11 protein-coding genes are annotated in these 13,208 nt (G+C 38.5%); 10 read left to right on the plus strand and 1 reads right to left on the minus strand.

Features of this window, described 5'->3' with window-relative positions; genetic code table 11:
• The first annotated feature begins 95 nt into the window (after positions 1 to 95).
• From M2R48_RS02700 to M2R48_RS02745, 10 genes are all read left to right on the plus strand, one after another.
• Positions 96 to 2,171: a putative bifunctional diguanylate cyclase/phosphodiesterase gene (locus M2R48_RS02700; protein WP_262085005.1), complete on the plus strand. Its 2,076-nt coding sequence runs from the start codon at positions 96 to 98 to the stop codon at positions 2,169 to 2,171.
• 184 nt (positions 2,172 to 2,355) lie between these two features.
• Positions 2,356 to 2,715, plus strand: coding sequence for a hypothetical protein (locus tag M2R48_RS02705; RefSeq protein ID WP_262085006.1), 360 nt, complete (start codon positions 2,356 to 2,358; stop codon positions 2,713 to 2,715).
• Between the two features lie 216 nt (positions 2,716 to 2,931).
• The gene (locus tag M2R48_RS02710; RefSeq protein ID WP_004723253.1) at positions 2,932 to 4,521 is read left to right on the plus strand and encodes a peptide chain release factor 3; all 1,590 of its coding nucleotides are present in this window, start codon (positions 2,932 to 2,934) and stop codon (positions 4,519 to 4,521) included.
• A gap of 140 nt (positions 4,522 to 4,661) precedes the next feature.
• Complete coding sequence (locus M2R48_RS02715; RefSeq protein ID WP_004818929.1) at positions 4,662 to 5,429, plus strand: hypothetical protein; 768 nt, start codon at positions 4,662 to 4,664, stop codon at positions 5,427 to 5,429.
• A 228-nt stretch (positions 5,430 to 5,657) separates the two neighbouring features.
• A complete protein-coding gene (locus M2R48_RS02720) occupies positions 5,658 to 6,632 on the plus strand; it encodes an RsiV family protein (RefSeq protein ID WP_262085007.1) in 975 nt (324 codons plus the stop codon).
• Entirely contained in the window at positions 6,632 to 7,453 is an 822-nt protein-coding gene (locus M2R48_RS02725) for a TatD family hydrolase (protein ID WP_262085008.1), read from the plus strand. The genes M2R48_RS02720 and M2R48_RS02725 overlap by 1 nt, the downstream gene beginning before the upstream one ends.
• 113 nt (positions 7,454 to 7,566) lie before the next feature.
• On the plus strand, positions 7,567 to 10,326 hold the full coding sequence (acnA, locus tag M2R48_RS02730) for an aconitate hydratase AcnA (protein WP_262085009.1): 2,760 nt from the start codon (positions 7,567 to 7,569) through the stop codon (positions 10,324 to 10,326).
• Between the two features lie 136 nt (positions 10,327 to 10,462).
• Entirely contained in the window at positions 10,463 to 11,224 is a 762-nt protein-coding gene (locus tag M2R48_RS02735) for a ThiF family adenylyltransferase (RefSeq protein ID WP_034609779.1), read from the plus strand.
• A 99-nt stretch (positions 11,225 to 11,323) separates the two neighbouring features.
• Positions 11,324 to 12,433: a DUF695 domain-containing protein gene (locus M2R48_RS02740; RefSeq protein WP_262085010.1), complete on the plus strand. Its 1,110-nt coding sequence runs from the start codon at positions 11,324 to 11,326 to the stop codon at positions 12,431 to 12,433.
• A gap of 65 nt (positions 12,434 to 12,498) precedes the next feature.
• Positions 12,499 to 13,008, plus strand: coding sequence for a hypothetical protein (locus M2R48_RS02745; RefSeq protein WP_262085011.1), 510 nt, complete (start codon positions 12,499 to 12,501; stop codon positions 13,006 to 13,008).
• Positions 13,009 to 13,035: 27 nt separating this feature from the next.
• On the opposite strand, the gene M2R48_RS02750 is transcribed toward M2R48_RS02745, so the two are convergent.
• The gene (locus tag M2R48_RS02750) at positions 13,036 to 13,173 is read right to left on the minus strand and encodes a hypothetical protein (RefSeq protein ID WP_167468923.1); all 138 of its coding nucleotides are present in this window, start codon (positions 13,171 to 13,173) and stop codon (positions 13,036 to 13,038) included.
• Positions 13,174 to 13,208: the final 35 nt, after the last annotated feature.

Below are 13,208 nucleotides of genomic sequence, written 5' to 3' on the forward strand. Positions count from 1 at the left end.
GTTCTTTAAAAAAGGTGAACCTTCTCGCAATTTTGCGTTGTATATATAGAGGTTGCTTATAACAAAAATAGGTTCATTACTGGAAGTAAATTTTTATGAGTTATATGAGTTATGATAGTAATCTCGTAATAGGTTCTGCATGTATTGCAGTTATCATCTGTTACGTAGCTATTTCATTAGAACAACTCATATTTACCCAACATACCCCTCGTCTACAGAAAATTATCTTATGCTTAAGTGGCATGGTTTTTGGCTTCGCCATTTGGGCAATGCACTTTGTCGGAATGTTGGCTTGTGATCTACCGCAAGGTTATTCCTTTGATTTAACATTAACCGTGATCTCCTATATTATTGCGGCCATGGCTTCGACTTTTGCGATTTGGCTCACCACTCAAGAGACTTTGCCAATTGTACGGTTGATTTTAGGTGGCGTGTTGATGGGACTGGGAATTTCTGGAATGCACTATATCGGCATGCTGGGGTTAACTATTCCAAATCAACAAGTTGATTACGATGTTATTTTGGTGATGCTCTCTGTCATCATCGCGATCAGTGGTTCAGGATTGTCTTTCTGGCTCGCATTTAAATATAAGAACTCTTTTAATCATAAGATGCTTTATAAAATTGCTGTATCAATCATGATCGCACTCAGTATTGTGGGAATGCATTATATCGGTATGGCAGCAGCAACGATCTCATCGGTGCATGACAATCATTTTGGAAGTCAACTACACGAAGGGCAAGGTATTTTATTGTTTACCATTATTTTTGTCGCGAGTTTAATACTTGTCTCTGCTTTTTGTGTGGCGATTTTAGAACGAAGATTAGAAGAACGTAGTTTACAGTTATTACAAGCCAATAAAGAGCTTGAAGACTTAGCACTTCAAGATAATTTGACTAAACTTCCAAACCGATTATTTCTCGTTGAATACACCGATGCTTTATTTTTAGATTATAAGGACATACAGTCTAAAATTGCATTTATTTATATTGATTTAGACCGCTTTAAATCTGTTAACGACGCATTTGGTCATCATATCGGTGATGAGCTTTTGGTTAAACTCGCCCAGCGTTTATATCCGTTACTTAAGGATGGGCAAAGACTCACTCGTATTGGTGGAGATGAGTTTATTCTGATTTTGGAAGATTCTAATCGTAATGAAGCTGAAGAGATTGCCGAATTGTTCTTACAAAAAATACAAGATGGTTTTCAAATCTCAGGTAAAGAAATTAATATTTCTGCCAGCATTGGCATCGTATTTTTCCCCGACCATGGGCAGAACCTACAAGATTTATTGATCAATGCTGACTCCGCCATGATGCAATCTAAAGAGCAGGGGCGTAATACTTTTAGTGTTTATAGCAGTTCTTTAGACCAACAACACCAAAGCCGTAGTCAATCTAAACTCATCAATGATTTATATAAAGCAGTCGAAGAACAACAATTTATTCTATTTTATCAACCTAAATTTACAGCGGACTACCAAATTTGTGGGGTAGAAGCTTTAATCCGTTGGAAGCATCCAACCCTAGGCTTACTAGCCCCGAGTATGTTTATTGATGGTGCTGAGCAAACGGGGCTGATTATTCGTATGGGCTATTGGGCCTTAGAGAAAGCATGTAAGCAAATTCAAGAATGGGAAGATAAAAAATATGCTTTTGGTCCCATCGCCGTAAATCTTTCAGCAGTACAATTTGAACATAAACATTTGATTGAAACTTTAGAAAAATTGATTCAAAAATACCATGTCAAGAATGGTAATTTAATTATTGAAATTACTGAATCTACAGCGATGCATCATATTGATGACAGTATTCAAACCTTTGAGAAATTAAGAAATTTAGGTATCCGACTGGCAATTGATGATTTTGGAACGGGGCATTCGAGTTTCTTGTATTTAAAAGATTTACCAGTAGATGAATTAAAAATAGATCGAGAATTTATCCGTAATTTGTGTGAAGGTTCAAAAGAACAAATCATTTTAGAAAGTATTATTCATTTGGCGATTCGTTTGGGTCTGGTGGTGACGGCAGAAGGCGTTGAAACTGAACAGCAGGCGCAGATTCTTAAACGTTTAGGTTGCCAGCAATTACAAGGTTATTTGTTAGGCATGCCGCTACCTGTAGACCGTTTGGAAACCAATTATAGTATGGTTAAAGCTCTACCTTAAATATAAAAATATTCAGCAAGCTAAAGACTTACTACAATCATTCAAAAGCTAGATGGTGTTGATAACATCGAGATCACCAAATATTGAATCTGACAAATCAAAACAGTACATGTACATTCTCTTATTTAGAATAATTCCAACTTTAGCTTCACAATGACTGTCTTAATTATCGGGATGATGTGATATGAAATTAAAAGATATTTATGTAATTGTTGCACTACTGTTGTGTAGTGGGTTGGCTTATGCAAACGACTATAATGACAATGCGGCCAAGAAATGCTTTGATTTTGGAATTAAACAGAATGGGGAAAACGCTAAAATTTTGAATATAAAATATTTTAAAAAGAACAGTATTATTATCAATCGTTTTGATCAAAAGCTTGGAAATCAATATATTTCAACAGAAATTATGGGAAAAATTTACAAGAGTGAAAAGGAGCAGTGGAGTTTCGTTTGTTTGCTTGAAGATAGTGATCATGTTCAGTACTTTACGCTTTTAGATGATATGTACTTAAATCGCTTGGATGATCGTCACGAAAACTAATGTATAGATTTGGACTGATTTCAGCTCAGTATTGCTCTTCCTGTTTCTGGAATTTTTTGCGATGTCTGCGCGATCAAAGTGCTTAATCATAGAGCAACAATCGTTAAAAACGACGCTAAATCTGATACAATATCGCCAATTTTTGAATTCCCATTTTCCAGTTCAAGTACATATTTATAAATGTGTACATAACTGTGTACATATTGTAGATTTTTTATGTTTAAAGATGAATTAGCGGCGCAAGTCGCTCAGCGACGTACCTTCGCTATTATTTCCCACCCCGATGCTGGTAAAACCACAATGACAGAAAAACTGTTATTGTGGGGTAAAGCAATCCAAGTTGCAGGTATGGTTAAAAGTCGAAAGTCTGACCGTTCTGCGACATCTGACTGGATGGAAATGGAAAAAGAGCGTGGTATTTCGATTACCACCTCAGTCATGCAGTTCCCTTATAAAAATCATGTCATCAATTTACTTGATACACCAGGACATGAAGATTTCTCTGAAGATACCTATCGTACTTTAACCGCCGTTGACTCAGCGTTGATGGTGATTGATGGTGCAAAAGGGGTCGAGGAACGGACCATCAAATTGATGGAAGTGTGTCGTATGCGCGATACCCCGATCATTTCCTTCGTCAACAAAATGGACCGTGAAATCCGTGAGCCATTAGAATTGCTTGATGAAATTGAAAACGTGCTTAAAATCCGTTGTGTGCCGATTACTTGGCCATTGGGTATGGGGCGTGACTTCGCAGGCGTATATAACATCATTGAAAATAAGCTTTATGTATATAAAGCGGGTTTTGGTTCGACCATTACAGATATTGAAATTCGTGATGGCTATGACTATCCAGACATTCGTGAAAAAGTCGGTGATCTGGCCTTTGCTTCATTTGAAGAGTCTTTAGAGTTGGTGCAAATGGCGAATGATCCGCTAGATCCAGCGGAGTTTTTAGCAGGTCGTCAAACACCAGTATTGTTTGGTACAGCGTTAGGTAACTTTGCGGTTGACCATGTATTAAATGCATTTATTCAGTGGGCACCACAACCAAAAGCGCATCCAACACATGAACGTACTGTTGAAGCAACGGAAGAAGGCTTCAGTGGATTTGTATTTAAAATCCAAGCCAATATGGACCCAAAACACCGTGACCGTATTGCCTTCATGCGTATTTGTTCAGGTAAGTATGAGAAAGGTTTAAAGATGAATCATGTGCGCATTGGTAAAGATGTGCGTATCAGTGATGCATTGACATTCCTTGCGGGTGAACGTGAGCAACTTGAAGAAGCTTGGCCTGGCGATATCATTGGTTTACATAACCACGGTACCATCCAGATTGGTGATACATTCACTTCTGGTGAAAAGCTCCATTTTACGGGGATTCCACACTTTGCACCTGAAATGTTCCGCCGTGTACGCTTAAAAGATCCATTGAAATCTAAACAATTGCAAAAGGGTTTAAAAGAGCTTTCAGAAGAAGGTGCAACGCAGGTGTTTATGCCGCAAATCAACAATGACTTGATTGTTGGGGCTGTAGGTGTACTTCAGTTTGATGTGGTGGCGTATCGTTTGAAAGAAGAATACAAAGTAGATTGTATTTATGAGCCAGTGAACATCAACACAGTGCGTTGGGTTTCTTGTGATGATGAAAAGAAATTTAATGAATTTAAGAAAAAGGCACATGACCAACTTTCTGTCGATGGTGGTGGGCATTTAACTTATCTCGCACCAAGCCGAGTGAATCTACAATTAATGCAAGAGCGTTATCCGGATATTCAATTCCGTTCTACACGTGAGCATTAAGTTCAGCTAACTTATTGCAAAATGTAAAAACAGCTTCCTTGTGAAGCTGTTTTTGTATCAAAATACAATGCTTTTTGTCCAAAGGGATTTATGCAGTGCAATTTTCAAAAAAAATAATTTCAGTGCTTTGCTTAAGTACAATGGTTTTGGTTGCATGTGATTCTAAAAAAGATCAGGACAAAGATGGTTCTGTATTACAACCCAAACAAGAAGCCGCTGAAGTCTTACCTTATTTAAATATTCAAGAAACCAAAGCTGATTATGCCTTACCGTTTTGTGAAAAGAACAATTGCATTGAAATTGATATTCAAACCATTAAAACTCAAGATAATTGGTTAAATCAGTGGATTGCAAATAGTCAGTCCAGCGTGATTCAGGCACAGATTGATTTAAAACAGAATATGACCTTACAACAGGCCATTAATGCTTTTGTCAAAAAGTCAGATACTTGGCAAGAAGAATTCCCGAAAAATAAAGCCTTTGAACTGCATATGCAAACGCGTATGGCTTCACAACGTAATCAGTATGTTTTGTTGCAAGTTTCAGTCAATAGTTTACAAGCGGATGTTAGTATCAAAGAACGACAATACTTTTTTGTTGCTGACCGGAAATTGAAGAAAAGCTTAAGTATTTTAGATGTGATTGATGCCAAACATCAGAACCAACTGAATACTTGGGTCCAAGAAAAATATGCGGAATGGTTGGAAAAGCAAAATAGCGATGTGAAAAAAAATGCGCCTAAAAAGTTATATTGGGGGCAAGCCGATTGGTTCTTTGATGGTGAAGGTGTTGGGTTACATTATCGCGCCAATGAAATTGTCGAAGATGGTACCCAGTTGGATATTTATTTGAGCAAAGAACAGACGCAAAAAATACTCAAGCCTGAAGTGTATCAACGCATGTTCTAAGGTGTATTCTGATCATTCTGCCAATTTTAGCGGGATTCTAAAGTAGAGCGGTTAAGATCAGTTGGTCCTTGTTGAATTGACTCAGCGATCAATAAACTTGAGCCATGTATTGCAATAACGCTTCAATTTTCATACAAATTTTGATTGAGGATTTGTATAGAGAAGAATAGGCTAATGAATATAGAGATTAAAAAAATCTTGGCTTGATTCGTTGGATAGGTTTGTGAAATGTTAAATCAAAAAAGTACTTTAGCGCTTTCAATTCTGGTGATCACTTTAGGGCTAACTGCATGTCAAAAATCTGACTCGAAAAAAGCAGAACCAACAGTTGATCAAAGTGCTGCATCTCAAGTGCCTGATACTTCAATGTTATTACAGGGCGATACAGAAAAAGTAAAATTGACATTACCTGAGTGTAATGGCAATACATGCCCTGAGTTTTCTATAGAAAGACTAAAAAGTAATCAGGCTTTTGTTGATGAAACGATTGATCAAGCGATTTTAGATAATCTGGATAAAATGCTGGATATCGCGCAATTGAGTAAAGCAAAAAAAGATGCAGATCAGCAACAAACGGCCTCACAAGCTTCAGCAAGTGAGGTGCAAGTCAATAAAACCCCTGTTCAGCAATTGCAAGAGCAGGTGCAACCTTATGCAAATTCATTCCTTGAGATGGATAAAGAGCTTAAAACATTAGGGGCAAGTGGCCAGATCACGATTAGTTTAAGTCCTAAAATTTTAAACTCAGATAAACCTTTAGCGACGGTGGTATTAAATACCAGTAGTTATTTAGGCGGTGCGCATGGGGCATCTGCGCAAACCTATTTTAACTTTGATTTGGTGAGTAAAAAACAAGTTGGCTTGGATCAAATCATTGAAGCCAATCAAAAAGCTAAATTTGAAAAATTGGCACATGATGCATTTAAAACTTGGGTTATCGATTCAAAACTTGCTGAAAGCGTCAATGAATATGAACAGGCGTGGAAGTTTACATTATCAGACAATTTCTATTTGGGTAAACAAGGTCTGATTTTACAATATGGTGAATATGATATTGGACCTTATGTTGTTGGCTTACCGCGTTTGATGATTCCTTACGATCAGTTAAAAGGCGTGTTGAAAAGTCAATATTTCCCAGCGGAGATGCAAGTTGATCAGCCAAGCAGTTCTGCACCTGTTGCAAGTGGGAAAGCGAAATCCTAATGCCTTGGCCTTTGTTTGATACACATACGCATTTTGATGTTCCTGATTTTGATCTGGATCGGGAACAATTGGCGTATCAAGCAAAAAAGGTGGGTGTAGAACATTTGATTTTGATTGGGTTTCTATATGAACGCTTTCAAGATTTGATTGACACTCAGCAATTTTTAAATCAGCTAGATAATGCGCCTCGTAGCCATCTTGCGCCGGGGTTGCATCCCTTTTATATCGAACAACACCGTCTAGAGCATTTAAATGCTTTGGAAAATATACTGAAAACTGAAGCGTGTATTGCGGTTGGTGAAATTGGCTTAGACACGTTTCTTAAACAGCATAAACAAGCTGAAATTTTTCAAAAACAACAAGATTTTTTTTCAGCCCAAATTGAACTTGCCCAGCAATACGATAAACCCATTCTTCTACATATTCGTAAGTCACATGCTGACGTGCTTGCAATGTTGAAACAGCACCAGTTTAAACATGGTGGTATTGCACATGCTTTTAGTGGCGGGATAGAGGAAGCAAAAGCCTTTATTAAATTAGGCTTTAAACTGGGTGTCACAGGACAAATTACCAATCCAAATGCCAAAAAATTGCATGCAGTTGTACAAGCGGTTGGTGCAGAACATTTAGTGCTAGAAACCGATTGCCCAGATATGACACCACTGTGTTGCCAGACGTCTGACCAGCAGCATACCCGTAATACACCAGTGAACTTGCCTTTTGTCTTGGCAGGTTTAGCAGAAAGTTTGGCAATGGATCAAGCAACACTGGCAGGGATGTTGTGGAAAAACTCACATGAATGCTTACATATAGCGATGTAAATTTGAATAAAAATAACCAATCAACAACACCTAAAATAAATATTTGTCTTAGATTTAAAGAAGTACTCCAAGTAGCCAATAAGAAAGTTAACGCCAAGCTGGAGGTTCAACCAATGGCAAAATATGGTCATATCAATCGTTTAAATTCTCTACAAGACCTAACTGTAGGGGATACAAGATATAAAATTTTTAATTTAAAACAGGTTCAAGCGAGTTTAGGTGATATTTCAAAATTGCCTAAATCACTCAAAGTATTATTGGAAAATTTACTTAGATTTGAAGATGATCAAACCGTGAGGCAAAGCGATATTCAGGCGATTGTTGATTGGCAAAAGAATAAAACTTCAGATCAAGAAATCCAATATCGCCCTGCACGGGTCTTGATGCAAGATTTTACTGGCGTACCAGCTGTGGTAGATTTGGCTGCGATGCGTGCAGCTGTACAGAAAGCCAATAAAGATCCCAATTTAATTAACCCTTTATCTCCAGTAGATTTGGTCATTGACCACTCTGTGATGGTGGATCACTTTGGGACAGATCATGCCTTCGATGAGAACGTCGAAATTGAGATGCAACGCAATGGAGAACGTTATCAATTTCTCCGTTGGGGACAGTCTTCTTTTGATAATTTTAGTGTGGTACCGCCCGGAACAGGGATTTGCCATCAAGTCAATTTAGAATACCTAGCTCAAGCAGTGTGGCTGGGTGAAAGTGATGGTGAGGTATTTGCCTTTCCCGACACTTTAGTCGGTACAGATTCACATACCACAATGATCAATGGTTTGGGTGTATTGGGTTGGGGTGTGGGGGGAATTGAAGCCGAAGCGGCCATGCTTGGGCAACCGATTTCGATGCTGATTCCAGAAGTGATTGGTTTTAAATTGACAGGAAAATTGCGTGAAGGAATTACCGCAACGGATTTGGTTTTAACCATTACTCAGATGCTACGTAAAAAAGGCGTGGTGGGTAAATTTGTTGAATTTTATGGTGATGGGTTGGCATTTTTACCGCTTGCAGACCGTGCAACCATTGCCAATATGGCACCTGAATATGGTGCAACATGCGGCTTTTTCCCGATTGATGAAATCACTCTAGGCTATATGCGTTTAACGGGTCGTAAAGAAGACCGTATTGCATTGGTTGAGGCTTATTGTAAAGAACAAGGCTTATGGCGTCATACTGGGGATGAACCTGTATTTACCGATGTGCTTGCTTTGGATATGGGAACCGTTGAAGCAAGTGTTGCTGGCCCGAAACGTCCGCAAGATCGAGTGGCATTGCCTGATATCCCACAAACTTTTAGTGCCTTAATGGCGCTGGATCTTAAACCAGCTAAAGGTGAAGAAAAAGAACGTTTAGCCAATGAAGGTGGTGCAGGTACAGCAATTGATTCAAAACAGTCTGCTCTACAAAATGAAGAACCGCATTGTGTGATTGATGGTAAACGCTATCCATTGACGGATGGTGATGTGGTAATTTCAGCGATTACTTCATGTACCAATACCTCTAATCCAAGTGTGATGTTGGCTGCGGGTTTGTTGGCAAAGAAAGCCATCGAAAAAGGCATTCAACGTAAGCCATGGGTGAAAAGCTCTCTAGCACCAGGCTCTAAAGTGGTAACCGATTATTTAGAAGCAGCAGGGCTATTACCTTATTTGGACCAGTTGGGTTATAACCTCGTTGGTTATGGCTGTACCACATGTATTGGTAATTCAGGACCTTTACCTAAACCGATTGAAGACGCTATTCAGTGCCATGACCTGAATGTTGCATCGGTACTTTCAGGCAACCGAAACTTTGAAGGGCGGGTACATCCACTGGTAAAAACCAATTGGCTAGCATCACCGCCTTTGGTGGTTGCGTTTGGTTTATTGGGTACCATTCGTAGTGACATTACCAGCACAGCATTAGGGCACGATCAACAAGGTCAACCGGTATATCTCAAAGACATTTGGCCGAGTCAAATCGAGATTGATGAGGTGCTGCAAAAAGTTAATACAGCGATGTTCCATAAAGAATATGCGGCAGTTTTTGATGGTGATGAAAAATGGCAAGCAATTCAAATCCCTGATTCTGAAACCTATGAATGGGATGAATACTCAACGTATATTCGTCATCCTCCATTCTTTGACGGTATTGATCAACCCGCGAAACCAATTAAAGATATTCTCAATGCAAATATCTTGGCCGTTCTTGGTGACTCAGTCACAACAGATCATATTTCTCCTGCGGGGAATATTAAGAAAGACAGCCCAGCAGGTCGTTATCTAGAAGCGCAAGGTGTCGATCAAAAGGACTTTAACTCTTATGGATCTCGTCGTGGTAATCATGAAGTGATGATGCGAGGAACCTTTGCTAATATTCGTATTAAGAATGAAATGCTCAATGGCGAAGAGGGTGGTAATACCCTCTATATCCCGACAGATGAGAAGTTAGCCATTTACGATGCTGCGATGAAGTATCAGCAAGATGGAACGCCGTTGGTCATCATTGCAGGTAAGGAATATGGTACAGGCTCATCACGTGACTGGGCGGCGAAAGGCACCAACCTTTTAGGAGTAAAAGCGGTGATTACTGAAAGTTTTGAACGAATCCATCGTTCAAATCTGGTTGGTATGGGGGTTTTACCTTTGCAATTTGTGGATGGTCAAACCCGTCAATCACTTAACTTAACTGGGCATGAGCAACTGTCGATTTATGGACTTTCTGATGACATACAACCACATGAAAGTTTAGATGTGGAAGTTAAACGTGTCGATGGTTCAATAGATCGTTTCAAAGTGTTATGCCGTATTGATACTTTGAATGAAGTGGAATATTTTAAAGCAGGTGGTATCTTGCATTATGTGCTGCGTAATTTAATCGCTTCATAGTCTAATCAATAAATCACGATTTATTTCAGTTCTCCAAGCCCTGTATAGAATGCAGGGCTTTTTTTATTGTGTTGGAGCAAGACACGCTATTGATAAATGAGTAAAATAGCGGGGTATTTTTGAGTTGATACTAGACATGACTGAACTTTTCCAAAATGATGAATATGAGCGCCGTTTTGCAGGCGTAGCCAAAATTTATGGAGAAGAGACATTCAATCACTATGAAAAAAGTCATGTCATGGTGATCGGTATTGGTGGAGTCGGCTCATGGGCAGTCGAAGCCTTAGCACGTACAGGGATTGGCGAGTTAACACTGGTCGATATGGATTCAGTGGCTGCTTCAAATATCAACCGACAATTGCCTGCAATGACCTCTACTTTAGGTCATGAGAAAATTGAAGTCATGGCGGAACGTTGCCGTTCAATTAATCCTCGGATCAAGATCAATTTGATTGATGATTATCTCAGCCCTGACAATGTGAAAGAAATTTTAGAAAATGTTCCCGATATTATTCTAGATTGCATCGATGACGTTAAAGCAAAATTTGCACTTATGTTACATTGTCGTTTTAATAAAATTCCTTTGATTGTTTCGGGTGGGGCAGGTGGTAAGCTTGATCCTTTAAAAATTCGTGTTGCTGATTTATCTAAAACAGAACAAGATCCGATGCTTGCAAAATTACGGAGTCAGTTGCGCGCTAAAGGCATTTGTAAGAAACCAAAAGAAAAATTTGGCATTACTTGTGTGTATTCAATTGATAATCCTTTTTCCAGCGCTGATGTATGTGCGAGTGCAGGCTTGCGCTGTGGTGGATATGGCTCGGCTGTGGTGGTGACTTCTAGTTTTGCGATGGTCGCCGTTGCAGAAGTGTTGAAAAAGTTAGATCGGATCAAATAAGCGCTTGGTATTTTTAAGTAAAAGTTTAGATGCATTTAAAAATCATAAAAATTCAGTTAAATTAAACTGAAATAAACGTAATAACAGAGAACAATCAAAATGAGTTTTTTCAAAAAGTTATTTGGAAAGAAAGAACAACAAATACAAATCAATCGAAACCGCTATGCTGAATTTTGGCAATGGTTTGAGCAGCATCAACAGGATTTCCATCGTATTGTGGATGAGTTAAATCAAGATACGATTCAGGCAGATTTCTTTGATAAATTATCGCCTGAATTGGCCAAGGTTCATGGTGGAATTTTTTTCCTTACCGGGATGCTTGACCCACAAACAGCTGAATTGATTTTAACGCCAGATGGTGTTGTGGCAAATATTGTATTTGTAGAGGAGTTGGTGGCAGCAGCCCCTGAAATTCCTGGCTGGAAATTTACCGCACTTAAACCCGCAAGTGATATTCAGCAAACCAGTATTGGTATGCATGGTTATGAATTTAGTCAAAAAACGCTATCATTTTATTTAAAAGACCATGAAGAATATCCAGATGAAACTGATCTGGTGGTTGTGCATGATCAATATAATGAAGCTCAAAAAGCTGAATTCTTACAAGCAGTTTATATCTTTTTGGATAATTATTTGGGCGAATATGATTCGATCACAAAGCTAGATCAAGTTTCGCTACAATTCAGACAAGATGCTGAAAAAGAATTAATGCCTATCGATCGTTTAAAGAATATTTTAATTTTAAAGAACAGTGAAATTTCTCGTTTAGACAAAATAACCCGTTCAAGTACTGATGACGATGAATATATCAGTTTGGAGGGAGAGACCAATGAAGGGTTGCCTTTGGTGGCGATCTTAAACAGTACACTTTTAACATGGGATCAAAAGGCTTCTCATCCGTGGATGATGCTGGTTGAAATACCTTATGCTGGCCAGAATTCAAGTGGTATGCCGTCTGCAACAGATTATGAGTTGCTTAACGCGATTGAAGAAGAATTATTAGATGAGCTCAAGGATTTTGAGGGGTATTTAAATATTGGACGAGAAACCGGTAATAACTTAAGAACCATGTATTTTGCTTGTAAAGAGTTTAGAAAACCCGCCAAAGTTATAGATCAGGTGGTTGAAAAATATCAGAACAATTTTGAAATTGATGTCAGCCTATTTAAAGATAAATATTGGCGTTGTTTAAATAAGTTTGGTCGTTAACTATGCTGAAAAGTCGTTTGAAATGCGCTATAGCATTCAGACCATAAACATGGACAGCTTAGAGAATGAAGCGGCTTTTTAATCGACCTATACCCGATCTTAAAATAACCCTATTGGCGATCCTACTGATTGGTGGGATTGCATATTATCTTTATTCAACGATTCGTCATTTTCAGGCGGTCAACCAATTGGATGAAGCTAAAACAATAATGCGCGATATACAGAACTTGTTGGGATGGTCAATCCTTCAACCTCAAGCGGATGCAATTCAAGTCTGTAATTTGCAAAATATCCAACAGATCAGCAAACAAGAAGAGTTTCAAAAGATCAAGCAACTGTTGGGCTGGAATGTCAATATTCAACAACACAGCAAATATGTTGAAAGCATAAACGTGTATGCTGCGCCTGATTTACACGGCTGTATTATACGTGCTCATTTTCGAAAAGACGCCTTTGTGAGTGATGAGCTTGCTGGCAAGTATATTACTTACCAATATGATTTTAAAAAAAGCACCACAACATGCGTCACCAATATAAAAAAGTATGCTTTAGTGAAATCTTGCACGCGCTTGTAAAAAACATACTTTATCTGTTCCGCTCAATCAGTCCTGTAAATAAATAAACTCAGGCTGTTGGGGCACTTTGCCTGTTTGTTTTGCGATAAAACCATCATAAAGATTGAGTAAAACAACAGCGCAAATAATACAAATAAAAACCAGTAATTGTTTGGATATGCTCATACTATTTCTCTCTGATCTAAGTCGCTTTAAGTAAA

The organism is Acinetobacter sp. I-MWF, from assembly GCF_025433935.1.
GTDB lineage: Bacteria > Pseudomonadota > Gammaproteobacteria > Pseudomonadales > Moraxellaceae > Acinetobacter > Acinetobacter guillouiae.

What these genes read in the sequence shown, in the direction of transcription:
- M2R48_RS02700 (WP_262085005.1), top strand. Translation starts at nt 96, where the DNA reads ATGAGTTATATGAGTTATGATAGTAATCTCGTAATAGGTTCTGCATGT.
- M2R48_RS02705 (WP_262085006.1), top strand. Translation starts at nt 2,356, where the DNA reads ATGAAATTAAAAGATATTTATGTAATTGTTGCACTACTGTTGTGTAGT.
- M2R48_RS02710 (WP_004723253.1), top strand. Translation starts at nt 2,932, where the DNA reads ATGTTTAAAGATGAATTAGCGGCGCAAGTCGCTCAGCGACGTACCTTC.
- M2R48_RS02715 (WP_004818929.1), top strand. Translation starts at nt 4,662, where the DNA reads ATGGTTTTGGTTGCATGTGATTCTAAAAAAGATCAGGACAAAGATGGT.
- M2R48_RS02720 (WP_262085007.1), top strand. Translation starts at nt 5,658, where the DNA reads ATGTTAAATCAAAAAAGTACTTTAGCGCTTTCAATTCTGGTGATCACT.
- M2R48_RS02725 (WP_262085008.1), top strand. Translation starts at nt 6,632, where the DNA reads ATGCCTTGGCCTTTGTTTGATACACATACGCATTTTGATGTTCCTGAT.
- acnA (WP_262085009.1), top strand. Translation starts at nt 7,567, where the DNA reads ATGGCAAAATATGGTCATATCAATCGTTTAAATTCTCTACAAGACCTA.
- M2R48_RS02735 (WP_034609779.1), top strand. Translation starts at nt 10,463, where the DNA reads ATGACTGAACTTTTCCAAAATGATGAATATGAGCGCCGTTTTGCAGGC.
- M2R48_RS02740 (WP_262085010.1), top strand. Translation starts at nt 11,324, where the DNA reads ATGAGTTTTTTCAAAAAGTTATTTGGAAAGAAAGAACAACAAATACAA.
- M2R48_RS02745 (WP_262085011.1), top strand. Translation starts at nt 12,499, where the DNA reads ATGAAGCGGCTTTTTAATCGACCTATACCCGATCTTAAAATAACCCTA.
- M2R48_RS02750 (WP_167468923.1), bottom strand. Translation starts at nt 13,173, where the DNA reads ATGAGCATATCCAAACAATTACTGGTTTTTATTTGTATTATTTGCGCT.